This is a genomic window from Lujinxingia sediminis (genome assembly GCF_004005565.1).
Lineage (GTDB): Bacteria > Myxococcota_A > Bradymonadia > Bradymonadales > Bradymonadaceae > Lujinxingia > Lujinxingia sediminis.
The window spans coordinates 1,075,874-1,102,574 of sequence record NZ_SADD01000001.1; the positions used below are offsets into that span (position 1 = coordinate 1,075,874).

Annotated in this window: 19 protein-coding genes; 8 read left to right on the top strand and 11 right to left on the bottom strand. The window is 63.6% G+C overall.

Annotation, left to right across the window (positions count from 1 at the left end; all coding sequences use genetic code 11):
• Positions 1–42: 42 nt before the first annotated feature.
• Positions 43–1,248 (bottom strand): MFS transporter, encoded by a 1,206-nt coding sequence (locus EA187_RS04420; RefSeq protein ID WP_115602727.1) that lies wholly within the window; start codon positions 1,246–1,248, stop codon positions 43–45.
• Complete coding sequence (locus tag EA187_RS04425) at positions 1,226–2,104, bottom strand: hypothetical protein (protein ID WP_115602726.1); 879 nt, start codon at positions 2,102–2,104, stop codon at positions 1,226–1,228. The genes EA187_RS04420 and EA187_RS04425 overlap by 23 nt, the downstream gene beginning before the upstream one ends.
• Before the next feature lie 242 nt (positions 2,105–2,346).
• On the opposite strand from EA187_RS04425, the gene lon reads away from it, so the two are divergent.
• Entirely contained in the window at positions 2,347–4,779 is a 2,433-nt protein-coding gene (gene lon / locus EA187_RS04430) for an endopeptidase La (RefSeq protein ID WP_115602725.1), read from the top strand.
• Between the two features lie 84 nt (positions 4,780–4,863).
• Here the strand turns inward: lon and greA are convergent, their stop codons facing one another.
• The 4 genes from greA to EA187_RS20290 form a co-directional block, all read right to left on the bottom strand.
• Complete coding sequence (gene greA / locus EA187_RS04435; RefSeq protein ID WP_115602724.1) at positions 4,864–5,337, bottom strand: transcription elongation factor GreA; 474 nt, start codon at positions 5,335–5,337, stop codon at positions 4,864–4,866.
• Between the two features lie 177 nt (positions 5,338–5,514).
• On the bottom strand, positions 5,515–8,763 hold the full coding sequence (gene carB, locus EA187_RS04440) for a carbamoyl-phosphate synthase large subunit (RefSeq protein ID WP_127779298.1): 3,249 nt from the start codon (positions 8,761–8,763) through the stop codon (positions 5,515–5,517).
• 122 nt (positions 8,764–8,885) lie between these two features.
• The gene (locus EA187_RS20570) at positions 8,886–10,775 is read right to left on the bottom strand and encodes an alanine/glycine:cation symporter family protein (protein WP_206524184.1); all 1,890 of its coding nucleotides are present in this window, start codon (positions 10,773–10,775) and stop codon (positions 8,886–8,888) included.
• 243 nt (positions 10,776–11,018) lie between these two features.
• Positions 11,019–11,612: a hypothetical protein gene (locus EA187_RS20290; protein ID WP_164855979.1), complete on the bottom strand. Its 594-nt coding sequence runs from the start codon at positions 11,610–11,612 to the stop codon at positions 11,019–11,021.
• Between the two features lie 204 nt (positions 11,613–11,816).
• Between EA187_RS20290 and EA187_RS04455 the strand changes: the two genes are divergently transcribed.
• Positions 11,817–12,626 carry a tetratricopeptide repeat protein gene (locus tag EA187_RS04455; RefSeq protein WP_164855980.1) on the top strand — a complete coding sequence of 270 codons (810 nt, stop codon included), beginning with the start codon at positions 11,817–11,819 and terminating at the stop codon, positions 12,624–12,626.
• Between the two features lie 51 nt (positions 12,627–12,677).
• Positions 12,678–13,832 carry an outer membrane protein assembly factor BamB family protein gene (locus EA187_RS04460; protein ID WP_127779299.1) on the top strand — a complete coding sequence of 385 codons (1,155 nt, stop codon included), beginning with the start codon at positions 12,678–12,680 and terminating at the stop codon, positions 13,830–13,832.
• A gap of 100 nt (positions 13,833–13,932) precedes the next feature.
• Here the strand turns inward: EA187_RS04460 and trmB are convergent, their stop codons facing one another.
• Together trmB and EA187_RS04470 are read right to left on the bottom strand one after the other, a co-directional pair.
• The gene (gene trmB / locus EA187_RS04465) at positions 13,933–14,550 is read right to left on the bottom strand and encodes a tRNA (guanosine(46)-N7)-methyltransferase TrmB (RefSeq protein WP_164855982.1); all 618 of its coding nucleotides are present in this window, start codon (positions 14,548–14,550) and stop codon (positions 13,933–13,935) included.
• Positions 14,551–14,646: 96 nt separating this feature from the next.
• Positions 14,647–15,579 (bottom strand): MBL fold metallo-hydrolase, encoded by a 933-nt coding sequence (locus EA187_RS04470; RefSeq protein ID WP_115602718.1) that lies wholly within the window; start codon positions 15,577–15,579, stop codon positions 14,647–14,649.
• A 158-nt stretch (positions 15,580–15,737) separates the two neighbouring features.
• Between EA187_RS04470 and EA187_RS04475 the strand changes: the two genes are divergently transcribed.
• The 5 genes from EA187_RS04475 to EA187_RS04495 all read left to right on the top strand — a co-directional run bounded on the left by EA187_RS04475 (position 15,738) and on the right by EA187_RS04495 (position 20,722).
• Positions 15,738–16,592 carry a hypothetical protein gene (locus EA187_RS04475; RefSeq protein WP_127779301.1) on the top strand — a complete coding sequence of 285 codons (855 nt, stop codon included), beginning with the start codon at positions 15,738–15,740 and terminating at the stop codon, positions 16,590–16,592.
• Entirely contained in the window at positions 16,585–18,483 is a 1,899-nt protein-coding gene (locus EA187_RS04480; RefSeq protein ID WP_127779302.1) for a sensor histidine kinase, read from the top strand. Before EA187_RS04475 ends, EA187_RS04480 begins: the two co-directional genes overlap by 8 nt.
• A gap of 3 nt (positions 18,484–18,486) precedes the next feature.
• Entirely contained in the window at positions 18,487–19,239 is a 753-nt protein-coding gene (locus EA187_RS04485) for a DUF72 domain-containing protein (protein ID WP_115602715.1), read from the top strand.
• Positions 19,240–19,346: 107 nt separating this feature from the next.
• Positions 19,347–19,961: a hypothetical protein gene (locus EA187_RS04490; protein ID WP_115602714.1), complete on the top strand. Its 615-nt coding sequence runs from the start codon at positions 19,347–19,349 to the stop codon at positions 19,959–19,961.
• Between the two features lie 2 nt (positions 19,962–19,963).
• Positions 19,964–20,722 carry an SDR family oxidoreductase gene (locus tag EA187_RS04495; RefSeq protein WP_115602713.1) on the top strand — a complete coding sequence of 253 codons (759 nt, stop codon included), beginning with the start codon at positions 19,964–19,966 and terminating at the stop codon, positions 20,720–20,722.
• Between the two features lie 687 nt (positions 20,723–21,409).
• On the opposite strand, the gene rarD is transcribed toward EA187_RS04495, so the two are convergent.
• From rarD to EA187_RS04510, 3 genes are all read right to left on the bottom strand, one after another.
• On the bottom strand, positions 21,410–22,327 hold the full coding sequence (gene rarD / locus EA187_RS04500; RefSeq protein WP_115602712.1) for an EamA family transporter RarD: 918 nt from the start codon (positions 22,325–22,327) through the stop codon (positions 21,410–21,412).
• A 192-nt stretch (positions 22,328–22,519) separates the two neighbouring features.
• Positions 22,520–23,683: a molybdopterin-synthase adenylyltransferase MoeB gene (moeB, locus tag EA187_RS04505; protein WP_430687891.1), complete on the bottom strand. Its 1,164-nt coding sequence runs from the start codon at positions 23,681–23,683 to the stop codon at positions 22,520–22,522.
• Between the two features lie 100 nt (positions 23,684–23,783).
• Positions 23,784–26,657 (bottom strand): HEAT repeat domain-containing protein, encoded by a 2,874-nt coding sequence (locus EA187_RS04510; protein ID WP_127779303.1) that lies wholly within the window; start codon positions 26,655–26,657, stop codon positions 23,784–23,786.
• Positions 26,658–26,701: the final 44 nt, after the last annotated feature.

The following is a 26,701-nucleotide window of genomic DNA, read 5'->3' on the forward strand; positions in this document are numbered from 1 at the left end:
ACAGGGGAATCATTGCCTGAATCGGCGGCAGTGTAGCCGTGGTCAGGAAGGACGCAAGAATGTGTTGGCTGCACGGTTCAACCAGCGCCAGGCCGCCAGCAGCCCGATGAATGCGACGACCTCCAACCATCCAGCAGCCGCAAAGGTTCGAGAGGCCGGGGCCACGTCGAGAAGCCAACCGCCGAGCCCAGCCCCCAGCGCGCCGCCCAGTCCGAAGACCACAAGGTAGAGGGCTCCCTGGCCGGTGGCGCGAACCTCCGGCGGTACACGTCGGTCAAGAATGGCCATCATCGCCACATAGAAGGCCCCATAACTGAAGGCGTGACCGAGCTGGGCCGCAAGGATCAAAGGCAGGCTGGTGACGTAGGCAGTGAGGAACCAGCGCAGCGCGGTCAGCGCGATGCTCAGCGCGAAGAGGGGCAGTGGGGCGATGCGTTTGAGAAGGCGCGGGGCCATCGCAAACGCGACGATCTCCGCTGCGATGCCCACGCCGACGGCCAGCCCGGGGGTCCACGCGGGAAAGTCACGTTCTTCGCAGAGAAACACCAGAAAGAGGTTGTAGGGCATCTGGGAGGCCCAGTGCAGCGCGGCGATGGCAAAGATCACCACCAGCGGAGCACGCCACAGCTCTTTAAAGAGGCTCCAGTCCGGCCGTGGACGAGTGAGGCTTCGCTCGTCACGGGGAAGCCCCAGCGTGGCGAGGGCGGTCAGAATGGTGGCGAGCACCAGCGCCCAGGGAGTCATCGCCGCGATCTCGGCGTGGGTGTAATAGAGCCCGAGAGCTGCTGCGCCGAGCGCGGCCAGGCCAAAGCCGGCAGACCCAAAGGCGCGAAGTCGGGAGAATCCCTCGGCACCGGCGGCTCGGAGGGTAAGGGCGTCGATCAGCGGAAGGGCGCAGCCCGCCGTTAGCGCGTAGGCCAGAAGCACTCCGAAGAGCGCCAGGGGAGCGACGACAAAGGGCAGGGCGGCGACGGCTACCACGCCACTCACCAGCAGGGCACGCGTGGTTGCTGTGAGGCGGTCGTGGCGGTCGGCCAGTGTGGCCCACAGTGGGCTTGCGAAGCTCTGGGCGATGGTGCGGGCGGCGAAGATCGTGCCGATCATCGCGCCGCTCAACCCCAGCGCCTCGAAGTGGCGGGGGAGGTAGGTGAAGACCAACACGGTTGCCAGGCTTGTGGCGTAAATCAACGCCAGAGAGCCAGCGCGGGCCCCCCCTAGCTCAGCTTCAGCGTTGTGGGGGGAGATCATGAGGCTCGAGTTCTCGAAGGCGCGCGGCCATCTCAGGGAGCGACTCGACGAGGTGGCGAAGCAGGTAGCTCTGCATCACGAAGGTCGTCGAGAAGACCAGAAAATGCAGGTGGGCATCCCCCAGTCCAGGAACAAAACGCGTCAGGCTATGCTGGCCTTTACCCGAACGATCCAGGCGCTGCGAGAGATCCCGCAGCGCGCTCGACGCTCGCGTCGCCGGTGCTGGTTTTGCCGGGTCGAGCCCCTCGCCGACGGCCATTGTGGCCAGCACGCGAAAGCGCTCCGGGATCGGCGCGTCGGCGATGTAATCCTGGCGGGAAGCGACGGTTCCCGACGCCGGCGCGGGGGTCTCGGTGGCGAGCTCCGTCAGGCTGACCAGAAGTTCGAGAAGTCGTTGGCCTGCGCGATCTTTAAGCCGCTCAACCTCGTCGACTCCCCAGGTTTCGGAGGACGGCGGCGCAAAGGGGGAGAGTAACGCGGCCGCACGGGTGATGGCCTCCAGAAAGGCCGGGTCCTGAAACATGGGGCTGAGCATCAGCCGGGTCATCACAGCCTCGCGCCCGTACTCCGCGTCGACCCAGTCGAGAAACTCGAAAAAGAGCGCGGCGTTAGGGTCCAGGGCAAAACCACGCTCCATACCCCACTGGGCGAAGCGGGCCAGTGCTCCCTGAATGGCAGTGATCTGCTCCGGCTGGATCATCTCGTGCGCCAGGCGTTTCGCGATTTTCTGACCGGCTTTTTGAACCCGGGCGCCCATCTTGCGAGCACCCATTTTTCCGACTCGCCCCAGCGTGCGGACAGCGCGGGGCGCGGGAATTCGCGCCAGAAGGCCTTTCTCTTCAGGGGTCTCGTCCATAAAAAACTCGCCGCCTCAGCGGAGTCGAGCGCGCTGCAGGCACGTCATTTGCTTTGCGATTGGTAAAGCGTGCCTAGAGTTGGCGCGTCGTGGATGCGCTTCCCGGCTGGCACGCGAAGGTTGACGCCATCGCGCTGGCGCGCCAAAAGGGAGGTGCACGATGTTAGCCACGGGGCAAGTTGTCAACGAGCGAGCCACGCTCACCAGAGTGGACGCCTCGGATCGAGGCCCAGGATAAAATTATGTCGCAAGAACACGAAAGTACTCCTCAAGAGCCGATGGAAAAGAACCAGGATCTGGCGCTGTTGCCTCTGCGCAACACGGTGCTCTTTCCCCAGGTGGTTGTGCCGCTGGCGGTGGGGCGTCCCAAAAGCGTCCGCCTGATTGAAGACGCGGTCAAACATGAGAAGCCGATCGCGGTGCTCACCCAGCGCAACGCGGAGACCGACGACCCGGTCGCCGGCGATCTCTACGAGATCGGTACCGTCGCACGCATCCTCAAGGTCGTGAAGATTGCCAACGACAACTACAGCGTGATTATCCAGGGGCAGAAGCGCATTCGCCTCAACGAGATCACGCAAGAGGAGCCTTACTTTATCGGGAACTTCGACGTGCTGGAGCCCGAAGCTGAACTCAGCCCGGAGCAGCAGGTCGAGATTGAGGCGCTCTTCCTCAACCTGAAGAGCACGGCCAAGCAGGTTGTGAAGTTTATCCCGGAGATGCCCAAGGAAGCCTCTCAGATGGTCGACGGGGTCAATGATCCCGGCCAGCTCTGCGACTTCGTGGTCGCCAACATGGAGAACACGCCCGAGGAGAAGCAGGCTATTCTGGAGACGGTCGATCTTAAGGAGCGTCTCACCAAAGTGGTCACGCTGCTCGCACGTCAGCTCGAAGTGCTGCGGGTGAGCGACAAGATTCAGAGTCAGATCAAAGAAGAGATCGACAAGAATCAGCGCGAGTACTACCTGCGCCAGCAGCTCAAAGCGATCAAAGAGCAGCTCGGCGAGCTCGATGGGGAGGGAGGTGACCTGGAAGACATCGCCCAGGCGATCGAGGAGGCGAATCTTCCCAAAGAGGTTGAGGAAGTCTGTCGCAAGCAGATGAACCGCCTGCGCATGATGCAGCCTGCCTCGAGTGAGTACGGGGTGACCCGCACGTATCTGGAGACGCTGCTGGACATCCCCTGGAGCAAGTCCACTGAGGATAAGCTCAATATTCAGGAGGCGCGCACGATCCTTGATGAGGATCACTACGATCTCGACAAGGTGAAGAAGCGCATCATCGAGTATCTGGCGGTGCGCAAGCTCAAGAACGACATGAAGGGCCCGATTCTCTGCCTGGTGGGGCCTCCCGGTGTGGGTAAAACCAGCCTGGGCCGCAGTGTGGCACGGGCGCTGGGGCGTAAGTTCGTGCGCATCAGCCTGGGCGGCGTGCACGACGAATCAGAGATCCGTGGGCACCGGCGTACCTACGTCGGCGCGCTCCCCGGTCGTATTGTGCAGGCGCTGCGTAAGGCCGGGACGAATAACCCGGTGTTTATGCTCGACGAGGTCGACAAGATCGGACGCGATTTCCGCGGAGATCCCTCGGCGGCGCTCCTGGAGGTGCTGGACCCGGCGCAGAACCACAACTTCTCGGATCACTACATGGAGGTTCCGGTGGATCTCTCCAACGTGCTCTTTGTGGCAACGGCCAACCAGCTTGATACCATCTCGGCGCCGCTTCGTGACCGTATGGATGTGATCGAGATCCCGGGCTACACCGCTCAGGACAAACACCATATCTCGCGCCAGTACCTCATTCCCAAGGCGCTTGAATCGCACGGGATCACCGAGGAGAACCTGCGCATTGATGACGAGGCGCTCGACATCATCATCCGCAACTACACCCGAGAGGCGGGCGTACGTAGCCTGGAGCGGCGCATCGCCGACATCGCGCGTGGTGTGGCGGTCAAGGTTGCCGAAAACCTCGGCAAGTCGGAGGAGGAGAGCCAGGAGATCAGCATGACCGTCGCTCCAGACGATATCGCCGACTACCTGGGGCCGGAGCGCTACCAGTATGAGGTCGCCCAGCGTACCTCGTCCCCCGGAGTGGCCACCGGGCTTGCCTGGACGGCTGCCGGCGGCGACATCCTCTTTATCGAGTCGACGCGGATGCCCGGCAAGGGTGAGCTCGTGCTCACCGGGCAGCTGGGCGATGTGATGAAGGAGTCGGTTCGCGCCGCGCTGAGCTACATTCGCAGCCGTGCCGAAGACTACGAGCTCGCGCCGAACTTTATGCGCGAGAATGACATCCACATTCACGTGCCGGCCGGCGCCATCCCCAAAGATGGTCCTTCGGCGGGGATCACGATGTACATCTCGCTCTTAAGCCTGCTGACCGGCGTGAAGGTGCGCAGCGATGTGGCGATGAGTGGCGAGATCACCCTTCGCGGCAATGTGCTCCCGGTTGGCGGTATCAAAGAGAAAGTCCTTGCGGCGCACCGCTCCGGCATCAAGCGCATCATCCTGCCGGCGCGCAACAAGAAAGACCTGATGGACGTCTCCGAAGACATCCAGAAGGAGCTGGACTTCCATTTCGTGGAGCACGTCAGCGTGTTGCCTGAGCTGGTCTTTGAGGAAGGTGCCTGGACCATCGGTGGTGAGAAGGCCTCCGACGAAGCCAGCGCTGAATAAGCTCGTGACGACGATGTCTAGAATGTGAAAAAGGCCGCCCGATAAAGGGCGGCCTTTTTTTATCGCGGGTTCTGCAGAACGCGCTCAGCGGAACTCCACTTCCATGATCTCGACGACGCGGTCGCCGCCGGGGGCCTTGATGACAGACTCGTCGCCGACGGTCTTTCCGATCAGGGCGCGGGCGATGGGGCTGGCGAAGGAGATTTTGAGCTGCTTGATGTCGGCCTCATCGTCGCCGACGATCTGGTAGGTCTTCTCCTCGTCGGTGTCTAAAAAGAAGACGGTGACAAAGGCGCCGAAGACCACGCGGTCGCCACCGAGCTCATCGGTGTCGATAACCTGGGCGTGTGCAAGTTTGCCTTCGATCTCGCGGATACGTCCCTCAACAAAGCCCTGCTTGTCTTTGGCGGCGTGATACTCGGCGTTCTCTTTGAGGTCGCCGTGGGCGCGGGCCTCTTCGATCTCCTGGACGATGCGGGGGCGCTGGACCTTTTTGAGGTTGTCGAGCTCTTCGCGAAGCTTGCGATGGCCATCGACGGTCATAGGAATCTTCTGCATGGGTTGCCTCATGAGCAGCAGGACACGAGCGCGCGCGTCGAAGGACGCGGCACTGTGCCTTAGAAATAAATGCCCCCATCGTGGCGAACCAGGATGGGGGGCGGCTTGTTTGAAAGAGTCGCGATGCGCCTCAGCGCAATGTCGCTCAGGTAAGTATGGGACAGCCCGACAAATAGATCAACGGGCAGTCTCTGAGGCATGCAGCTCCTGAATGGAGTGCACTGTGGGGGAGGCCTTGGCCAGCGCGCCAAGCGCGCCGACGGCGCTGCGTGCGGCGGCCAGGGTGGTAAAGTAGGTCATGCCGAGTTGCAGGGCGGCACGGCGGATGGTGCGACTGTCGCGAACCGACTGTCCCCCGACGGTCGTATTGATGACGAGGTGAACTTCGCCGTTGATCATGGCATCGACGATGTGGGGCTGGCCTTCGCGCACCTTGTTGATGGGCGTGACCTGGAGGCCGTTCTGCTTGAGGTAAGCAGCGGTTCCGCTCGTGGCCAGAAGGTTGAATCCCAGTTCGCTCAAGCCGCGCGCCACCGGCACCGATGCCCATTTATCGTCATCTTTGACGCTGATAAAGACAGTACCGCCGGTTGGAGGTGCATTGCCCCCGCCCACCTGGGCTTTGTAAAAAGCCATCTCGTAGCTGGGGTCGATGCCCATGCACTCGCCGGTGGAACGCATCTCGGGGCCCAGCAGGCTGTCGACTTCGGGAAACTTCGTAAAGGGGAAGACGCTCTCTTTGACCGAGAAGAAGCTCGGCACGCATTCCTCGGTAAAGCCCAGATCCTCCAGCGACTCGCCGAGCATCGCGCGCGCCGCGATTTTGGCCAGCGGGCGGCCGATGGCCTTGGAGACAAAGGGGATGGTCCGGCTGGCGCGGGGGTTGACCTCGAGCACGTAGACGTTGCGGTCCTGCACGGCGAACTGCACGTTCATCAACCCGACGATGTTGAGCTCCTTCGCCAGGCTTAAGGTCTGCTCCCGAATGGTGCGCAGTACCACTTCAGGAAGATCATGGGAGGGCAGCGCGCAGGCGGAGTCACCGGAGTGAACGCCGGCTTCCTCAATATGCTCCATGATGCCGCCGACCACAGCCAGGGTGCCGTCGCTGACGCAGTCGACGTCGACTTCAACCGCCTGGCTCAAGAACTTATCGAGGAGCACCGGGTTGTCGGGCGACTCGGATTGCGCGCGCAAAAAGACCTGCTCGAAACTCGGGGCGTCGTAGACGACTTCCATGGCCCGGCCGCCGAGCACGTAGCTTGGCCGCACCATCATCGGAAAGCCGATCTCGGAGGCGGCCTCCTGAGCCTGCTCCCAGGTCATGACGGTACGGGCCTGCGGTTGCTTGAGGGCCAGTTTTTCGACGATCGCGTTAAAGAGCTGGCGATCTTCGGTGCGGTCGATGGCCTCCGGTGAGGTTCCCAGCACTTTGATGCCCAGCTCGGTGAGCGCCGCGGCGAGCTTGAGAGGAGTCTGGCCGCCGAACTGAAGGATGACGCCTTCGGGCTTTTCGATGTCGATGATGGCCAGCACCGTCTCAAGGGTCAGCGGCTCAAAATAGAGGCGGTCGCTGATGTCGTAGTCGGTAGAGACGGTCTCCGGGTTGCAGTTGACCATAATGGTGCGGTAGCCGGCCTCACCAAGCGCCATGACCGCGTGGACTGCGCAGTAGTCGAACTCGATGCCCTGGCCGATGCGGTTGGGGCCGCCGCCAAGGATCATAACACCCGGGCGATCGTCGGGGTTCGATTCGCAGCTGCCCGTCTCATAGCTGGAGTAGAAGTACGAGGTGACGGCCTCGAATTCAGCGGCGCAGGTGTCGACCTGCTTGAAGGTCGGCGAGACGCCGAGTGAGAGGCGGTGCTCGCGGACCTCGCGTTCGCTACGTTGGAGGATGCGGGCGATGTCGGTGTCACCAAAGCCGTAGCGTTTGGCCAGAAAGATGTCTTCGTCGGCAGGCCACGTGCCAACGGGGGCGGCGCTTAAGAGCTGCTCCACCTCGATGATCTGCTGGAACTGGTCGAGGAACCAGGGATCGATGCGCGAATACTGGTGCACGGTTTCAAGGGAGAGACCGCGGCGAAGCGCTTCGAAGACGTACCAGGGCCGCCGCGGGGTGGGGCGGCGCAGATGAGGCGCAAAAAACTCCTCAACTTGCGCAGGGGAAGCTCCATCGGCGGGAAGATCGATCTCGGCGAAGAGGCCGCTGTCGCGTTGTTCCAGGCTGCGAAGCGCTTTGAGATAGGCCTCCGGGAAGGTGCGCGCGATGCTCATCGCTTCGCCCACCGACTTCATCTGGGTGGTCAGCGTATCGGAAGCGTCGGGGAACTTCTCAAAGGCAAAGCGTGGGATCTTGACCACGGTGTAGTCGAGCACCGGCTCGAAAGCCGCGGCGGTCTTTTTGGTAATGTCGTTGAGGAGCTCATCAAGGGTGTAGCCCACCGAGAGGAGCGCAGCGATCTTGGCGATGGGGTATCCGGTGGCTTTACTTGCCAGGGCCGAGGAGCGGGAGACGCGGGGGTTCATCTCAATGACCACCCGGCGCCCGGTTTGCGGGCAGACACCAAATTGGATGTTGCATCCGCCGGTCTCCACGCCGACGGCGCGGATAATGCGGAGCGCGTCATCGCGCATGGCCTGGTATTCGCGATCGGTCAGGGTTTGAATGGGGGCAACGGTGATGGAGTCGCCGGTATGCACGCCCATGGGATCGACGTTTTCGATGCCGCAGATGATGACGACGTTGTCGTTGCTGTCGCGCATCAACTCAAGCTCGTACTCCTTCCAGCCGAGCAGGCTCTCGTCGATGAGCACCTCGCCGGTGGGGCTCTGAGAGAGCGACCACTTGACGTACTCGGCGAACTCTTCGCGGTTGTAGGCGATGTTGCCGCCGCTGCCACCCATGGTGAACGAAGGGCGCAGGATGGCCGGGAAGCCAATCCGTGCCTGGATCTCCCAGGCTTCATCGATCGAGCGGGCCACGCCGGCCGCGGGCTGATCGACGCCGATAGCGCGCATGGTGTTGGCAAACTCCTCGCGGTCTTCCGCGCGGGTGATGACTTCGGGTTTGGCGCCGATGAGCTCAATGCCCAGGCGATCCAGGGTGCCGTCTTTATGAAGCGACATCGCGATGTTGAGCGCGGTTTGCCCGCCCATGGTGGGGAGCAGCGCGTCGGGGCGCTCTTTTTCGAGCACACGGGCGACGAAGTCCGGGGTGAGTGGCTCGATGTAGGTCGCATCGGCCAGCTCCGGATCGGTCATGATCGTGGCCGGGTTGGAGTTGACCAGGACCACCCTGAAACCTTCCGCGCGTAGCGCGCGAATGGCCTGGGTTCCCGAATAATCAAACTCGGCGGCCTGTCCGATGACGATGGGCCCGGAGCCCAGGATGCAGATCGACTTCAGATCGTGACGGCGTGGCATGGCGCACTCCTAAAACGCGTGTTGCGGGGCAAATTCAGCCCCGGGACGCGCGGACTATGCCAAAACCCGCCGTCGATGCAAAGCGCCTGTGCGTTGGAATCTCATCGCGGGTCGCCGCTTGCCTATACGTCGAACTCGCCAGCTTCCAGCCGGTCCCAGTACGAGATCAGGGCGGCGCGGATCTTTCCAGAGAGAAGTACCGCACCCAGGATGTTGGGGAAGGCCATCGAGAGGATCATCAGGTCGGAGAAGTCCAGGACGTTGCTCAGGCTGGAAACCGATCCCAAAAAGACGAAGAAGAGGAAGATGACCCGATAAATCATCGAGCTGTTGGCTCCGAAGAGAAAGCTCCAGCAGCGCTCGCCATAGTAGGACCAGGAGATCATGGTGCTAAAGGCAAAGAGAATCACCGCGATGGAAAGGATGTAGGGGAACCAGCTGATAACCGTCTCGAAGGCAGCCGAGGTCAGCGCGACCCCTTCGAGGCCAGCGGTTGCCGGGTCGGCATAGACGCCTGTGATGACCACGACAATGCCTGTCATAAAGCAGACGAGCAGGGTGTCGATGGCCGGCTCCAGGAGGGCGACAAAGCCCTCGCGTACCGGCTCTTTGGTGCGTGCGGCGGAGTGAGCGATCGCCGCCGAGCCTACGCCGGCCTCGTTGGAGAAGGCGGCACGCTGGATGCCGACGATGAGCACACCGACCAGGCCGCCCAGGCCCGCCTTCGGGGCAAAGGCCTCCCCGATGATGGTGCCGATGGCGTGTGGAATCATCGTGACGTTGCTCAAGAGGATGTAGAGCGCGGCAGCCACGTAGATGACGCACATCGCCGGAACGATCTTCGAGGCCACTTTGCCGATGCTCTGGATGCCGCCGATGATGACCATGCCGACGAGCAGGGCGATGATGATGCCGTAGAGCCAGCTGCGCGGTTGAATGCCACCTGCGACGGGGGCCTCATTGAGCGTGTCGACTCCCACCGGGACCGTCCAGTTGACCTGGCGCCCTTCGACACGCGCGAGTTCAAGGGTGGAGATGGCGCCAGCGGCGACATCGAAACGATGCCCGGAGTCGGCGGCTACGACATCCAGCGTCAGGGTCCAGCGGCCGTCGTCGCCCCGAGTCCAGTCCGTGGTGGCGATGTCGAGGCGTTTTACCGGATTGAAGTAGAGGACGTCTTCGGTCTCCAGGGGCGAAGGGGCCGAGAAGCGGGCCAGATGGCGAGCGTAGGCCAGCTCCATCGGGGCCTCGCTTGCCAGCGTCACTTCGCCGCGGGCGCGCTCCCCGTCAAACCAGGGGACCAGGTTGGCCATAGCCGCAAAACTCTGGTTGGCCTGGAACATATTACCGCCACCGAAGGATCCTCCGATGCAGAGCACCGCGAAGATCACCGAGAGGTAGCGCCCGAGCACAGGGCGTCCGATCTCGGCCAGGCCGTCGCGCAGATAGACCATCGGGCCGCCCTGGACTGCGCCGTTGGCGTCGACCTTGCGGTACATCTGGCCCAGTGTGCATTCCGCGAACTTGCTGGTCATGCCGAAGATGGCCGCGGCCATCATCCAGAAAACGGCGCCCGGCCCACCGATCCCGACGGCGATTGCTACGCCGGCGATGTTTCCCAGGCCCACGGTGGCCGAGAGCGCGGTCGAGAGGGCCTGGAAGTGGGTGACTTCGCCCGGATTGTTGGGGTCGTCGTACTTGCCAGCGACGACTTTGACCGCGTGGCTGACTCCGCGCAGGTTCACGAAGTCAAAGCGAAAGGTGAAGAAGATCGCGCCGCTGATAAGGATCAGCACGACCAGTGGAATCTGATTGAGAAAGGACCAGATGCCGGCCAGAAGCCCGGGGACCGTGCCGAAAGGTATAGCAGCCATCGCAGAGACAATGAGGCCGAAGCGCTGATCGATCTTGTTGAGGTCTCCGCCGCTCGAGACACCCACGGCGATGCTGACCAGGATAATCAGCCCGATAATCAGGGCGTAGCGCTGAGTTGGCTTCAGGAATGGCTTCATAGATGACCTTCGGGCAAGTGCACACGGAGCACCGCGACGACGGTCGGATCTTCCCCTGGAGGGGAAGACAGACACCCGGGCTGGACGTCGGCCTGATCGGCGCGTCGGCACAGTCGTTGGCGACCGCGGTGCAAGAAAACCGGAATGGACCCGATGGTTTATCATCGCCGGGCGCGATCAGGCAACCTCGCACCATGTCTGGGAGGCAGCCCGGGCGTGGGAGGGGATGTTTAAAGTGGTACTTTAGAAAGATCGAAAGTGCCACGCGAGGTATGCTCGGATGGCGCCATAGAGCGGGAGGTTCTGCGGGGCGGTCAGCGGGGCATGCAGGTCGATGGCGATGCCCAGCGAGCGTTCGCGGCTGTAGCGATAGTCCGCTCCCAGCGTGGCGCGCAGGCCCAGCACTTCGCCGGTGGGGGCACGCTCGGAGGAGGGGCCGGTGGGGTAAAAGACGCCGGCCACTCCGACATAGGGAACGTAGGTGAAGACATCCAGAGCGTAGCGCGCCTCCAGAGCGAGGGCGCTAACAAGGAGGGCGTCGAAGCTGTCTTCGCCCTCGACCCGCGAGGGGTGGTAAGAGGCGGAGACGTCCATGCCAACCTTCCAGAAGTCATTGAGATGCAGGTTAGCTCCGAGCTGAAGCCCGGGGCCCCACCTGCCCAGCGCAGAAGGGGCGGGGGCAAGGACGTTATGGAGTCCGGCGCCAGCCCATAGCTGGCCTTCCCAGGCATGCGCCGCGCCGGGTTGGGCGAGTGTGACGATGCCTGCGGTCAGAAGTGCGAGAGTGAGGGCGAGGGGGACGGGGAGGGGGCGGGTAGTGCCCCGGGAGTCAGGCATGCGATGGGGTCCAGTTTTAAAGGGGAAGCGAAGCGTCGCATGGGGCGTGTGGTCTGCGTTGACACCTCATGGTGCCCTGCATATAGTCCGCACCCATTCGTTTCCGGCGACGCCCGAAACGAGAGCCCAAAAAGGCCTCGTGGGTACGGATTCCCGAGGTTGCGCGCGGCGCGATTGAGCGGGCTCAGGTTAAGGAGAGAAGAGATGGCGATCAAGATTAAGAAGCAGGGTGAGGCGCCCGAGCCCGAAGAGCAGGAAGGCCTCGATGAGTTGGAAGCTGCCGCCGCGCTGGGCGCGGGCAGCGGTGAGGACCTGGATGCATTCGAGCGAACCACGCTGCAGGCGACCGCCTGGGTTGAAGAAAACCGCAGTGTGGTTTTCGGTGGTATCATCGCTGTGATTGTGGCGGTGTTAGGCGTGATTCTGGGACTTCAGTACATCGAAGGCCAGCAGGTCGAGGCCTCCAGTAGCCTGAGCAAAGGGCTGGCCGCCTATGAATGGTATGTGGAGGGCTCGCCCGAGCTTGAGGCCATTCGCGGGCAAGAAGGTCTGGCTGAGCCGGCCAACATCTTCGCGAGCGAAGAGGAGAAGTGGCAGGCCATTTATGACGCCGCAGCCACCACGCTTGCCGACTTTGATCGCGGTCCTATTGCCGCAGATGCGCGTCTGACACAAGCCGCTGCGGCGTTCCATCTTCAGAAGTTGGACGAAGCTGAGGGGCTCTACCGCCAGGTGCTCGATGGTGAGGCCAGCGATGCGATGAAGGTGATGGCGCGTGTGGGCCTTGCGAACACGCTCTCGGCGCTCGAGAAAACCGACGAGGCAGCAAAGGCGTGGGATTCTGTGGCCGAGAATGCCCCGGAGCGTGCACAGTTTGCGCAGTATGAGAAAGCGCGCATGCTCGACCGTGCGGGCCAGTCCGACCAGGCCAAAGAGCTCTATCACAAGATTCTGGAAGACGATCCCGAGTTCACCTTCAAGTCGGAGATCGAGCGCCGCCTGGCGACGCTTTAAGGCAGCGCTGAAGACGACGAGCGACGATTCTCGAAGAGAGAGTAAGCGGACGTGACCAAAGGTACCGTTAAGGTTGGACGAGCGTGGCTGGTGGCCGCGCTCGTGTCGTTTATGGGGAGCGGGTGTGCGATGCGGCCCGCGCAGCCTGCCGGGATTGACGCGGTGGCGCAGCCCACAGCGCGCGTGAAGGTGGAGTGGCGCGTTCCTCTATCCTCAGATCGCCCCTGGGAGAGCAATCCGCGGGAGTTCGGCAAGCCTGTGCTCGCGCCCGGCGGTGATCTGGTGGTCGGAGCCAGCGATGGCTACGTCTATCGGGTGCGCACGGACAGCGGCGAGGTCGTCTGGTCCAAAGAGATCGGTGGTGCCATTGATGCCCCGGTGACCCTCGCCGATGGTTTTGTCTATGTGGCCAGCGCCAGGGGGAGCTTGCACAAGCTGAGCTGGGAGCGCGGCGAGGAAGTCTGGCGAGCCGATGCCCGGAGTGCGTTCGAGGCGCAGCCTGCCGTGGGGCAGGGGGTGGTGGCAGTAACGGACAGCGCCGATGTGCTCTACGTCTTCGATGAGGTGAGTGGCGAACTGGTGTGGGATTACCAGCGTCGTCAGCCCGACTTCTTTACGATCAAAGGAGGCGGTGCACCGGTGATCTCCGGAGATCGCATCTATTGCGGATTCGCCGATGGGTATCTGGTTTCGCTTTTTGCGGACAGTGGGGAACTCGAGTGGTCGGCCAATCTGGGAGACGCATCGCAGGAGTTCGGAGATGTGGATCTGCCGGTTATTGAAGATGGTGAGTTTCTCTACGCCGTCTCCTACGCCGGGGGCATCTATGCGGTGGAAAAGTCCAGCGGCGCGCTGATGTGGCATCAGGATATCGAGAGCGTAGCGGACTTGATCATGCAGGGCCCCTGGCTCCTGGGCGTCTCGGCGACGGGGCATGTCTTTGCGATCGCGAAGAGCGATGGTGAGCCTGTGTGGCGATTTCGGATGCCGGATGAGCAGTCGCCTGTGGCGCTGAGCACCACCGGACCGCTGCTCAGTGTGGCGACGGCCTCGGGGCCGCTCTACCTTGTTCGTACCCGCGATGGGCGTCCGGTCACGCGTTGGAACCCTTCCTCGGGCTTTCAGCGGGCACCGGTCTACGACAGCGTTCGCGGCTACACCCTCTCGAACCGTGGGTATCTCTATGGCTATCGTCTGGCCTATTGAAACGGTGAGGTGTACTCGCGACACTCGGTAGAACAAAAAGGCCCGACGCGCTGGTGCGTGTCGGGCCTTTTTCTATGGAAGAGCGGGGACGCGATGAATGTCAGCGTCGCACGTAGTACAGGGTGTGAACGGGGATGCCTTTCTGCAGGATCTTGACCTCGCGCGTGGTGCGCGGGAAGGGCTCGACCGGCATCTGCTCGAAGGGAAGAAGCTCAAACTCGGGGTGCGCGTCGAGGACCTCGCGGAAGTCGTCGGCGAGTGTGCCCACGTCGGTGCGGAGCCAGAGCTTTGCCCCCTGGTGCATCTTTGAAGCGAAAAGATCCAGGGTCTGCGGCTGGATGATACGACGCTTACGATGGCGCTTTTTCCACCAGGGGTCTGGAAAGAGGATAAAGAGCTCCGAGAGCTGGCCCTCTTCCAGAAGGATGGGAATGGCCATGGTGGCGTCGGCCTGCAGGAGGTCAGCGTTTTTCACGCCGTGCTCCAGCATGTTCTCTTTGCCGAAGTCCACGTGTTTTTTGCGCCACTCGATTCCCAGGTAGAAGCGCTCCGGATAGCGCTGGGCGAGCTGACGCAGAAAATTGGCCCGGTTCGAGCCGATCTCCAGCGAGACGCGCTCGGGGAGGGGGCGCTCCGCAGCGAAGGTGCGGATGCGTGTGAGCATACGATCGTAGTTCTCTTCGATGACGTCATCGAAGCGAAGCGACAGGTCAGCCACGGGGTAACCTCTGCAAGTGGCGGAAACATCAATGGGGAGAGGTGCAGCGACGTGCTTCATCGCGACGAGGCACAGGTCGCCAAAGGGTGTGAACGTTTAGAGCGCGATCGTCAAGCCATCGCGTGCAGCGAAAGACTCGGCGAAGAGGCTCTTTCCGAGAGCGTCAATCGCGTCGAGGTCCTCGTCGGTGCTCTTGGGATCGTGGTGGAAGAGGCAGAGGCGTTTGGCCCGGGCTTGCCTGGCGAGCTCGGCGGCGATGGCCACGGTTGAATGGCCGTAGCCCTGGGTGGGCGCGGGCATCGAGGTGTAGTGGGTTTCGGTGTACATCGCGTCGTGCACGATCAGGTCTGCGCCACGGGCAAACTCGGCCAGGCGGCGGTCGCCGTGCACATAGCCCTCGGTATCGGTGGCGTAGACAAAAGACCTGGAGCCGGCGATGACCTTGTACATGTTGACCCCGGACTTGGGGTGGTTGTAGCCGCGCAGGCAGTGGACCTCCAACTCGACCTCGTTCGGATCGGGGCGCAGGTGAGCCTGGCTCGGGTGAGTGGCACGCACGAGCACAGGCTCGGGGCGATCGCGCAAAAAGTAAACGCGGTCGACCTCGCCGATGTCGTAAAAATGCTTAAGCGCGTTCATCTCGTTGAGCGCTACCGGGTAGTAGGGGGAGCAGATGAGGTTATGGATGGTCTGCTCAAAGCTCTGCTGACTTCCGTAGCGTGGCCCGAAGATGTGCAGGGTCGCCTCAGGAATGTAGACCGGCGGAAAGTAAGGCAGGCCGACGAGATGATCGAAATGGGTGTGGGAGACGAAGATGCTGGAGTGAATCGGGCGATTTTGCGCGAAGGCGTCTTTGACCAGCGCTCGGCCGTACTCGATGATGCCGCTGCCAGCGTCGAAGATGATTTCGCGCTGGCCTGCGCGAAAGCTCACACAGGAGGTGTGGCCGCCGTAGCGCGTAAACTCCTGGCCGCAGACCGGATAACTTCCACGAGAGCCGTGAATGGTGACAGATACGTCGGAGGTCATGGTACAGACTCGATCTGCGAGAGGTTGGGAGCGCGCAAGAGGGACATCAGCGGCAGACGTCAGAATGACGCGGGACTATAACAACCGGCCAAAAATAGCGTCAAGAAGGGCAGCAGGGCCCCAAGTTGCCGGGGCCCCTCTGAGGCGTGGACGAGGCGATGGCGCGGCGATCGGATACGCGCATTGAGAAGCCATCGAGCGGAGCTGAGGCGACCATGGAGTTGATGGTGGAGGCCGGGGGCTGGCCGGCCGGCAGCGCGATGATTGGCGTTGGCGTGTGGGTGATGTTCGGGCTGTGGTGGCTGGCGCTGGCCAGGCGTGGCGAGACTGTAGCGGTGCGCCTGGCGAGTTTCGGGGTGGTGATGGGGGCGGGGCTTGCAGGAGGAGGTGTGGTGGGCCATTGGCTGGGGGGCGGGGCGTCGTCGCTGGGGGCGGTGATGGGGGCCGGAGTTGTTGGGGTTGTGGCCTGGTCGCGGTGCAAGGACCGGCAGAGGCGCGCGGATTGGCTTGCGGGGGCACTTGTGGCGGGATTCGCCGGTCTTGCGATGGCGCGTATCGGGTGCGTGTTCGAGGGCTGCGATTTTGGCGACGTGCTGCCTCCGGGGGATGGACTCATCGTGCAGCGGCATGCCGCCGGTACCGCGGCATGGGAGCTTCAGGTGCTCACCGGAAAACTCAGCTCGGCGGCCTCCTGGAGCCGGCCCACACGTCCTTTCGCGCCGATGATGGTGGCGACCTTTATGCTGGGTTCGCTGGGCACCGCCTTCGCCTGGCGACGTTTCGGCTCGCGATCCGGGGGCGTTGCGGCCATCGGGAGTCTGACCCTGGGACTGGCAGCATGCGTCGAGGTGACGCGAGCGGCCGAAAGTGTTTCGCGTCGGGTCGGGGATAACCCTGCAAGCGTGCTGCTTTACGGGGCCGGAGCGCTGGCGTTGGCTCTGCTCGCGCTTCAATGGTGGCGAAATGGTCGCAGCCCGCTTAGGATGACGCCGGAATCAGGTGGGCTTGAGTAAAGCCCTGGGCGTCGGTTTTGAGGCTGTGATGAAAGACGTGGTGATGGTGGTCGATCCTGAGTTTAGGCGGGGGGCCTTCGAGGGTGCGCGCCGGGCGATGGCGTCTGCCGGGCTGCAGGCTGCGTTTGTCTCCGCCGACGAGGTGTTGAGTGCAGCTCAAATTTCCGAAGCCGTCATTGCACCGACGCGTTGCGCCACAACGTTGCGTGCGCTCGCTGCGATGCGGGAGTCGGGTCAGGCTAGCTTTGTTCTGCTGGCGACCATGGAGCCCTGCAATCTGGCGAGCTTCGCGACGCTACGCGATGTGGCGATCGACGGTGTGGCGCTTGAAGATGAAAACCTCGGTCCCGACCTGCTCCTGCGTATCGAACTTGCCCGCTCCGGAGAGCCCGATGCCGGGACGGCGGTACAGCGCTATCGCCAGCTGGAGCGCGAGTGCCGCGACCTCCTCGGCTTGATGAGCCTGTCACCTGCGGCAAGCGCCGCACGGGATGCCGATGAGGTGCTGCGCTCGATGATGACCCTGTGGCATAGCGTCTGCGCGTCGGGCTATATGGCCTACTGGGAGTGGCGCAACGCTGAAGGGCGCTGGGAATTGTTGGCCGAGCTGGCGGGCGGTGCCATGGTGGTCAAGCCCGGGCGGGAAGAGCGCTCTTTAAGGCGCGAGACGGAGAGTGATTCGGGTCGGGTGCAGCTTGTTAAGGCCCCGGAGCAGGATGCGACCTTTTTGCGCTGGGCTCCCTCCTGGGGCGCGGCTGCCAGGGGTGCCTCGGGCCGCGCAGCCCTGGTTCATATGGCACCCTCGGCCTCCGGACGCGGGCTGTTGGTGCTGGGGGATCTGGCCACACATCCCACGCCATTGCTCTCGCGCGAGGCCGTGTTGCACTCCCTGGGCTCCCAGCTCAGCGCGGCGCTCACGCGGGTTCAGCACCATAACGAAGTCGAGCACGCCTATCAGGAGTTGAAGCGTACTCAGCGCCAGCTTGTACACGCCGAGAAGTTCGCGGCGATGGGGCTGCTCTCTGCCGAGATTGCCCACGAGATCAATAATCCGGCGAGCTTTGTGATCTCGAACCTCAGCGTACTTGAGGACTACAGCCGTTCGTTGACGGAGTACATCCAGCAGGCCGAGGCGATCACTCTGGAGCGTGCGCCACTGGTTGCCCTGGAGCTGCGCGCGCTCCAGGAGCGGCTCGACCTCACGTATATTCTCGGGGATCTTCAAGGGTTGCTTGAAAGAAACCTCGCCGGAATGCAGCGAATTCATCAGATCGTGCGCGATCTTCGCCTGATGGCCCATGAAGGCCCCCATGAACCGGGGTGGATTCAGCTGGCTCAGCTCGTCGACGGAGCGCTGACGCTGGTGCGCCACGAGGGACGCAGGCGCGCCGAGATTGAGGTGGACCTCGTGCATGCGCCCGAGGTCTACACGGACGCAAACCGGCTGAGTCAGGTCGTGCTCAACCTTGTGGTCAATGCGTTGCAGTCGATCGAGCCCGGCGCTCCGGATGAGAATCGGGTGCGGATTCATGCCGTGGTCGACGAAGAAGCCGATCGCATCGCGCTGCGCATCGCCGATACCGGCATCGGCATGGAGCCGGAGGTCCTGGAGATGATCTTCGAGCCCTTCTTCACCACCAAAAAGCCCGGTACGGGCACCGGGCTGGGCCTGTCCATCTCCCGCGATCTGGTGCGTAGCTTAGGAGGAGAGCTGCGTGTGTTGAGCACCCCGGGCGAAGGCACCACGATGTGCATCGAGTTGCCCATCCGCGCACCCAGATTTCGCAAGCCGGAGCGTATGGGCGAGAGCGGCACGTTTGAGCTTCCATCGAGCGACGAGATCGAGTTGGCACGTCAGCGCTGGCGGGCCGCCGCCCACTTCGAGGAGTAGATCATGACGCAACCTGGTCGCGCGCTGATCGGAACTTCGGGCTGGTCCTACGATGACTGGGATGGCGTCTTTTACCCGCGCGGCGTCAGCGGCACGGAGCGCCTTACCCATTACGCCACACGTTTTAAAACAGTGGAGATCGACTCGACCTTCTACGCCATCCCGGCACGCAGCACGGTGCAGAGCTGGTACGGGCGCACGCCTGACGATTTTATCTTCTCGGCGAAGTTTCCCCGCTCGGTCACCCATGAGGCGCGGCTTGTGCACGCCGGCGAAGATGCGATGCGCTTTGTCGAGACGATGAGTGAGCTCGGGGAGAAGCTCGGCGTGCTGGTCCTGCAGCTTCCTCCGAGTTTTTCGATCGAGGAGTTCGACGCGCTCGCCAGCTTCTTTGAGGGCCTTCCAGACGGGTACGCCTACGCCGTGGAGGTGCGCCACCGCTCCTGGCTTGTCGATGAGTTTGCCGACCTCCTCAAGCGCTGGCGCGTCTCGATGGTGCTCACCGATGGCGAGTACCTGGAGCGCTTCTGGCGGGTGACCTCGCAGATTTGCTACATCCGCTGGCTGGGGCACTGGAACGCGTTCGAGCATTTCGACCGGGTGCAGGCCGACACAAGCGAGGAGCTCTCCTGGTGGGTGCCTCGTATTCAGCATTTTGTCGAGCGCGGGGGCACCGTGCTCGGCTACGTCAACAACCACTTCTCCGGCCACTCGCCGGCGACCGCCGACGAGCTCACAGAGATGCTCGCTCCCTGAAGATGGGATCAAGCCGACAGGAGCGCGCCGGGGTAGATTGACAGCGCGCGCCGGGGTGGGGCATACCAACGGCGGTCTTCGCTCGCCAAACAACCGAGGGTTTCACGATGTCCGTTGCCAATGTGTTTGAGTTAAACAAGTGTCTCGATGACTGCATCCGCTACTGCGAGGAGCACGCCGATCGCCAGCATAGTGCGATGTTTGGGCCGCGCCTTCGCAAGGTGCGCGCCAACTTCCAGGAGGCGCTCAAGTCCACTGACCGTCAGTTTACGCAGTGGCGTATGGAGAGCCGCGACGACAAGCTGGCCTGGAAGCATCTGGCCAAAGAGCTGCGTCAGACCCAGGACAAGCTCGCTCAGGTTGGCGCGGTGGGTTACGACCCGGAACGCGTGATGTACTGGTCGACGGCGATCTTGGTCGATGCCATCAAAGAGATGGTCGTCTATCTGAAAGAGCGCGCCGATCAGATCGAGTTCGCCTCTGAGCAGGCCGAAAAACTCGAGCGTATGATGGATAAGGCCACCGGTGAGGCCAAAGAGGAGAGCTCGGCCTTCTCCAACTACCAGCGTTTTGCGACGTTGCGCTCCGATGCGTTCAGCGACGTGGCCGACAGCCTCAGTAGTTTCCGCCAGGTGCTGCGGCGCGAGCTCGGCAAAGGGAGCGCGGACTACCAGTCGATCCGCTGGCCCCTCACCCTCTCTCCCGATGAGACGGTGCTCTGAGCATGAGCGAACTCTTCGATATCAAGGGGAGCGTGGCGCTGGTCACCGGCGCCAGCCGGGGCATCGGACGCGCGTGTGTGCGTCTGCTCGCGGAGGCCGGTGCCATCGTCTACGCCTGCGCTCGCAGCGAAGAGGCGCTCCACGAACTCGCCGCCGAGACGGAAGGCGTGCGCGTCTGCGTACTCGACCTTCGCGATGAGGTGATGGTTGAGGAGCTTGCCTCCGAGATCATGGAGGCTCACGGGCGGCTGGATCTGCTGGTGAATAACGCCGGCGTACTCGGCCCGCGTGCCTCTCTCGACCAGACCAGCGCCGAGGCGTTGCGCGAGGTGCTGGAGGTTAATGTGGTCGGGGCGTTTAACGTGCTCAGCGCGAGCTATCCGGCGCTGCGCGCTGCGAGTTCGCCCAGGGTGATCAATCTCTCCTCAAGCGTCGGGCGAAAGGGGCGTGCGCAGTGGGGAGCCTATTCCATCTCGAAGTTCGGGGTGGAAGGGCTCAGCGAGATCGCTGCCGATGAGCTCGGCGAGGACGCGGTGGTGGTCACGTTGAACCCGGGAGGCACGGCAACTGACATGCGCGCAGAAGCCTACCCCGACGAAGACCCCGAGACGTTGCCCTCCGCCACCGACGTGGCGCAGACGATTGTGCTGCTCACCCGGCAGCTTCGCGCCGAGCATAGCGGAGGGCGCTTCAGCAGCCGCGCGCTCTTTGAGCTGGCGAAGACATCGCCCCGGGGCGCGGTGGAGCTTCCAGCCGATTGACGTTGAATGCGCTGCCGATGCGAACCATGAAGGCTCATCCGAGAGGGTGGGCCTTTTGTTTTGGGTTCGCGAAAGGTTCGTGAGGCTCTGGCGGGGGGGCATTGAATGCCAGCGCTAGCCCCCTTGAGGCTCTGACGAGGGGCATCCCATGCCAGCTTTAGCCCCCTTGAGGCCCCGGCGAGGGGCATCCCATGCCAGCTTTAGCCCCCTTGAGGCTCTGGCGAGGGGCATCCAATGCCAGCGCTAGCCCCCTTGAGGCTCTGGCGGGGGGCATTGAATGCCAGCGCTAGCCCCCTTGAGGCTCTGGCGGGGGGCATCCAATGCCAGCGCCAGGCCTCTTGAGGCTCTGGCGAGGGGCATCCCATGCCAGCTTTAGCCCCCTTGAGGCTCTGGCGAGGGGCATCCAATGCCAGCGCTAGCCCTCTTGAGGCCCCGGCGGGTGGCATCCAGTGCCAGCGCTAGCCCCCTTGAGGCTCTGGCGAGGGGCATTCAATGCCAGCGCCAGGCCCCTTGAGGCCCCGGCGGGTGGCATTCAATGCCAGCGCTAGCCCCCTTGAGGCTCTGACGAGGGGCATCCCATGCCACCCTTGTCCCTTCTTGATGCCTCGTTTGGGGTATGCAGGTGTGTCGAGCGCGCCCCGACACCCCGCAGGTCCTGGCGTTCCTGCTGGCGAGTCGAATGGAGACTCAGCCCACACCCGGTGGAATCAGGCGGCTACGGCGCGCACGGCGGCTCTGAATGAGCCCCTCGGTGGTGAAGACGACAAGCCCCAGCCAGATGAAGATGAATCCGACCAGACGGGTCAGGGTCAGGGGTTCGTGGAAGATAAAGACGCCGATGAGAAACTGGATGGTGGGCCCCAGGTACTGCATCACGCCGATCACCGTCAGGGAGAGGCGCCGCACCGCCGCAGCGAAGAAGAGCAGCGGCATCATCGTGGCGGCGCCGCCGCCGATGAGGAGAAGCTGCGTGCTCAACGAGCCGCTTAAGAGATGCCCCTCACCCTTCCACTCCCAGAAGAGCATAAAGCCCAGCGCGGGTAAGAAGAGCAGGGCGCTCTCCAGCGCCACCCCTTCAATCGCCCCCTGCCGGGCCTTTTTCTTGATCAGGCCATAGATCGCAAAGGACGAGGCCAGGCTCAGCGCGATGAGCGGGAGCTGGCCGTAAACCACCGTCAGGTAGACCACGCCAAAGGCGGCCAGGCCGATGGCCATCCACTGGCCGCGGCGCGGGCGCTCGCCAAGGATGAGTGCGCCGAGCACGACGTTAAAAAGCGGGTTGATGAAGTAGCCCAGGGCCGTCTCGACGATGTAGCCGGCGTTGACCCCCCAGATGTACATCCCCCAGTTAAAGGCCAGAAAGAGCGAGGCGGCCAGGTAGGTCAGGAGTGTGCGGGGCGTCAACTCCCGTAGCCAGGCCCAGCGCCCGCGCACGCCGAGGATGATTGCGACGAAGCCCAGCGACCACACCATGCGATGCGTGAGGATCTGCATGGCCGGGACGTGCTCAAGGTACTTCCAGTAGATGGGGAAGAACCCCCACATCAGATAGGCGCCCAGGGCAAAGCCCAGGCCGCTGCGAAACGTGCGTTCTTCGTTGGACATGGTCGTCGAGGGGGGAAGCGGGAGGGGAGCACAGGAGGTGCCCGAGGACGGCGCCGGGGATGGCTGCCAGGGGAGGGAGGGGGCGAATGCCCGTGGGCAACGCTTAGATGCGCAAGCCATGAGTTGGCAACAAAAAAATGCCCCGGCGACAGAGCTGTCGCCGGGGCATCGAGAGGTCAGAGGGTGAGCGCCTTAGCTCACGTTGCAGAAGACCTCGTAGTCGATGAAGCCGTTCCACTCGGCGTTTTCACCGCAGAGCGCGCACTCCGGGTCGCGGCGAAGTTTGAGCTCGCGGAACTGCGTCTTAAGCCCGTCGAAGGTCAAAAGGCGTCCGGCCAGCGGCTCGCCGATGCCCACGATGAGCTTAATGACTTCGATGGCCTGGAGCATGCCGATGACGCCCGGGATCACGCCGAGCACGCCGGCCTCCTGGCAGCTCGGGGCGAGCTCAGGGGGCGGGGGCTCCGGGTAGAGGCAGCGGTAGCAGGGGCCCTGGTGGGGAACAAATGAGGTGGCCTGGCCTTCAAAGCGGTAGACCGAACCGTGCACGTTGGGGATGCCCAGGCGCACGCAGGCATCGTTGACCAGGTAGCGGGTCGCGAAGTTATCGCCGCCGTCGACGACCACGTCGTAGCCCTCAAAGATGTCGAGGACGTTCTCGCTGCTCAGCCAGGTCTGGTGGGTGTGAATCTCGACGTCGGGGTTAAGCGCTTTCATGCGAGCTTTGGCCGACTCGACCTTGGGAGTGCCCACGGCCTCATCGGTATGCAGGATCTGGCGCTGGAGGTTGGAGCGATCGACGACGTCGCTGTCGATGATGCCGATGGTGCCCACGCCGGCTGCCGTCAGGTACATGGCCACCGGGCTGCCCAGCGCGCCCGCTCCGAGCAGGAGTACTTTCGCGTCGATGAGTTTGCGCTGCCCCTTCTCACCGATCTCGGGGATGACGAGGTGGCGGCTGTAGCGGGTGAGCTGCTCGGAGGTCATCGCTCTGGGGATATGCACCGGGTAGCCCGAGCGCTTCCAGGCGGTGAAGCCGCCGGCCATCGACTTGACGTCGGTGTAACCCAGCTCTTCAAGGGAGCGGGCGGCCAGAGCGGAGCGGTTGCCCCCGGCGCAGTAGAGCACGATCGGGGTATCGCGTTTGGGGACGGCCGTCTCGATCTTCAGGTCGAGCTGACCGCGGGGGATGAATTCGGCACCTTCGATATGTCCGTCGACAAACTCTTCGCGCTCGCGCACGTCGATGATGACGGTGGGGGCGTCGGAGGTTTGCAGGGCGCGAACCGCGTCGGTGTCGGTCTCGGTGATCGTTGCTTTTACGCGCTCAATGAGCTCGTTAATTGTAGCCACAATGAACTCCTGAAATGGCATGGGTCGTGGGGCGAGGCATCAATTTCCGGGAGATGAACACCGGGGCTCGCCAGGTTATTCATACTTCGTGGGTGTGGATTGTTCAACGCGTGGATTCTTCGTCGGAACCCCGGCGTTCCTCGCGTTCATCGAGGGCGTCGCGGAACTCCTCGATGTCATCTCGGGCGTCGTCGATGGCCACGCGCCCCTGGATTTGCGTCAGGGTATCGCGCAGCTGAGGGCGAAGGGGGCGAGGCAGGGTGGTCGCAAGGGCCTGCAGCTCTTCGACCAGCGCGGGATCTGCAAAGAATGCCAGCGCCTGCAAGGCTGCAATGCGCAGATCTTCGGGGGCGTCGTCATCGGCAACGAAGGCCAGGATGTTGGCTCGGGCCGCAGGCGTACGACGCGTCCCCATGGCGTTGAGCGCCTGCCTGCGAAGCTCGCCGGCCAGGGAGGGATCTTCGGTGAAGGTTGCCGCGACGGTGGGGTGCGTGCCACGGGCGATCGTGAGCAATTCGGCGTCGACATCGGGGTCATCGTGCATTCCGAGCATGCTCACCAGCTGACGCAGCACCGAGGCGCGCAGGCCGGGGATGGCCAGGGTCTGATCGATGGCCGCACGGGAGACGGGGCGGCGGTGGTGACGAAGCGCGCGCAGCGCCACCGGAACCCGCTCGCCATTGGGGTGCTCGACGAGCAGGCGCTCCAGGTAGGGGAGGGCGTCGGGGTGGGCGGAGGCGGCCAGGATATCAAGCCCGCGATGAAGGCCGGTATGCCAGCGCTCGCGCTCCACATAGTCGATGACCGAGGGGGTGGCGGGCTCGGCATCGTCTCGGGATCCGATGGCACCAACTGCCGCGATGCGCACGTCGGGGGAGGCGTCGTTGAGCGCACGCTCCAGGGCCTGACGGGCGTCCTCACCCGGGTAGAGCGTGAGCGCGCCGGCGGCCGCCGCGCGAATGAGGGGATCGGGATCATCGCTCAGAAGGCCGCCAAGGTGCTTCACCCCCTGTGGATGCAAAAAGGAGCCGAGGGCTTCAATGGCCCGGAGGCGGTGACGCCGCACCTGGCTTGTCTGGACCAGGTGCCACAGCGCGTCGACGTCATCGAGTTGGCCTGGCTCATCGCTCATATCGCGTCGGGCGATGAGGCCGATGGCGCTGAGGGCGTCTTCGGTCCTCGGGCTGTCGGGTGCGGTCTCGGCCGCCGCGACCAGGAGGGGGAGCATCACCACGCCGCCATTTGCGACGGCTCGTACGCGCTCATTGCGCAAGCGGTCGGGGCCCTGACCGAAGGCGCTGATGAGGCGCTCAAGTTGGCTCGGAGTGCCGAGCCTTCCGATCAGGCGCACCGCGTCGACGTATTTGCGTTCGGTGGGGTTGAGTTCGTCGAGAAGATCGAGCAGCGGATCGGCGGCGCGGCCGCCGTGGGAGGCGATCGCGCGCTGCGTGGATCGGTAGTCGGCGGCGTCGGTGCGTACCCGGCTAAGATGCGCCATCAACGTGGGGACGGCATCTTCGGCGGGCAGGGTGGCCAACATCGGCACGGCGCGGTCGCGCGCGGTGGCGTCATCGCTGCGCAGCACAGTGTCGACCGCGCTGACCGTTGCCGCCGGGATGCGAGAGGTCATCCGCGAGAGTTGGTCGCGGCGCGGGGCCTGGGGCTCGCGGACCACCTCCTCCACGATAAGGCGGGCCGTTTCATCTTCTGTGGGGGCGTCGACCGTCGAGGTCAGCGAGAGCTCGGAGATGGCAACCGAGTTCCCCAGGCGGCGGCGCTCTGCCTCCGGGGCGCGGGCCATCGCGCCAGGCTCGGAGGCCAGGATCATGGCTGAGAGGCAGCTTGTGTAGACGGGTTCGGGGAAGGTCACGCTCAGCCCGCCGGCTTCAAAGAGCGCGCTCTGTGAGACGTCGGGGAGCGTGACACGAAAGCGAAGACCGTCGCTCAGGCCGACGAGCAGCTCGGTGGGGCGCGCGTAGCTCTCGTAATGCTCGGCGGATCGGCCATGGCCGGGAAAGATGCGCAGGCCACGAATGGGCACGGCGGTGGTCACGGTGGCGCTGACATATTCGCCCTCTCCACCATCGCCACTGCCCTCGATCCAGGCCGTCTGGAGGTCGGTGTCTCCCAGAGAGATGGGGCGAGCGGGCAGCCCTCCGATCGGCGCCCCGCGAACGTCGCTGCTGGCCAGCGCCCAGCTGAAGATGTTGGTCGTCAAGGGGGCGTGGAAGGCCTGCTCGGGCAGTGATGCCTGAAGAACGATGGCTTCCTGAAGTTGAAGATCGATGCGATCGCCGGCGACAAAGCGGCCCTGGCCCGGGTCGAAGATCTCAAAGCCGCGGTCCTCTTCCTTTTGCAGGCCACAGAATTTCGTGCCGCGTGTGCCGTCCGCGCGCACCAGCGCCGTGGTGGTTGCGGAGGTGTCTGGGGCGACCTCCCTGAACCCCAGGGAGGCGCCGCCGTCGAGGCGCGTGAACTCGCCACGGCCGACCACCCCGCAGCTCCATCCCGTCGAGCTGTTGGCGCGGTCGATCCACATCGCGATCTGATAGACCGGAGGATCGAGCGGTCCGCTCTGATGGTCCGCGCGCGCCTCAAGAAGCAGCGCGTAGCCATGTTCGGTGAGTTTTCGGGTCTGGATTTGGAAGGTGTAAAAGTTCTGCCCGACCTCTTCGGGGAGGGTTGTGCGGCAGATGGCGGAGGTGCGTGCCGGGCCGCCGGCGAGCTCGACGTTCCAGATGCGCTCGTCGGCATCGGCACGTTTGTAGATGTTGAGCTGAAGTTCGGGGCGACGCCGCTCCAACGTCACCGTCTCACTGAAGTGCTCGATACGCTCCGGGGCGCTGAGCTGGGCGCTGACAGGCGACGCCGTCATCAGGAGCGATGCGGCGGCAAGAAGCCCGGAGGTGACCGGGATCCCACGCGACTTCAACAGGGAGTGGACGGGGGAGGGCGCGCCAGGGGGCGACATGAACATGAACGATCCAGGGCTTTGGGACGCGCGTTGGGGGCTGGCGATTT

Bases quoted from the DNA above. Each gene is read 5' to 3' on its own strand.
- EA187_RS04495 (WP_115602713.1), top strand. From the start codon at position 19,964: ATGAGCGAACTCTTCGATATCAAGGGGAGCGTGGCGCTGGTCACCGGC.
- EA187_RS04470 (WP_115602718.1), bottom strand. From the start codon at position 15,579: ATGACCTCCGACGTATCTGTCACCATTCACGGCTCTCGTGGAAGTTAT.
- EA187_RS20570 (WP_206524184.1), bottom strand. From the start codon at position 10,775: ATGAAGCCATTCCTGAAGCCAACTCAGCGCTACGCCCTGATTATCGGG.
- EA187_RS04420 (WP_115602727.1), bottom strand. From the start codon at position 1,248: ATGATCTCCCCCCACAACGCTGAAGCTGAGCTAGGGGGGGCCCGCGCT.
- EA187_RS04490 (WP_115602714.1), top strand. From the start codon at position 19,347: ATGTCCGTTGCCAATGTGTTTGAGTTAAACAAGTGTCTCGATGACTGC.
- EA187_RS04485 (WP_115602715.1), top strand. From the start codon at position 18,487: ATGACGCAACCTGGTCGCGCGCTGATCGGAACTTCGGGCTGGTCCTAC.
- EA187_RS04455 (WP_164855980.1), top strand. From the start codon at position 11,817: ATGGCGATCAAGATTAAGAAGCAGGGTGAGGCGCCCGAGCCCGAAGAG.
- EA187_RS04475 (WP_127779301.1), top strand. From the start codon at position 15,738: ATGGCGCGGCGATCGGATACGCGCATTGAGAAGCCATCGAGCGGAGCT.
- EA187_RS04510 (WP_127779303.1), bottom strand. From the start codon at position 26,657: ATGTTCATGTCGCCCCCTGGCGCGCCCTCCCCCGTCCACTCCCTGTTG.
- rarD (WP_115602712.1), bottom strand. From the start codon at position 22,327: ATGTCCAACGAAGAACGCACGTTTCGCAGCGGCCTGGGCTTTGCCCTG.
- greA (WP_115602724.1), bottom strand. From the start codon at position 5,337: ATGCAGAAGATTCCTATGACCGTCGATGGCCATCGCAAGCTTCGCGAA.
- carB (WP_127779298.1), bottom strand. From the start codon at position 8,763: ATGCCACGCCGTCACGATCTGAAGTCGATCTGCATCCTGGGCTCCGGG.
- EA187_RS04425 (WP_115602726.1), bottom strand. From the start codon at position 2,104: ATGGACGAGACCCCTGAAGAGAAAGGCCTTCTGGCGCGAATTCCCGCG.
- lon (WP_115602725.1), top strand. From the start codon at position 2,347: ATGTCGCAAGAACACGAAAGTACTCCTCAAGAGCCGATGGAAAAGAAC.
- EA187_RS20290 (WP_164855979.1), bottom strand. From the start codon at position 11,612: ATGCCTGACTCCCGGGGCACTACCCGCCCCCTCCCCGTCCCCCTCGCC.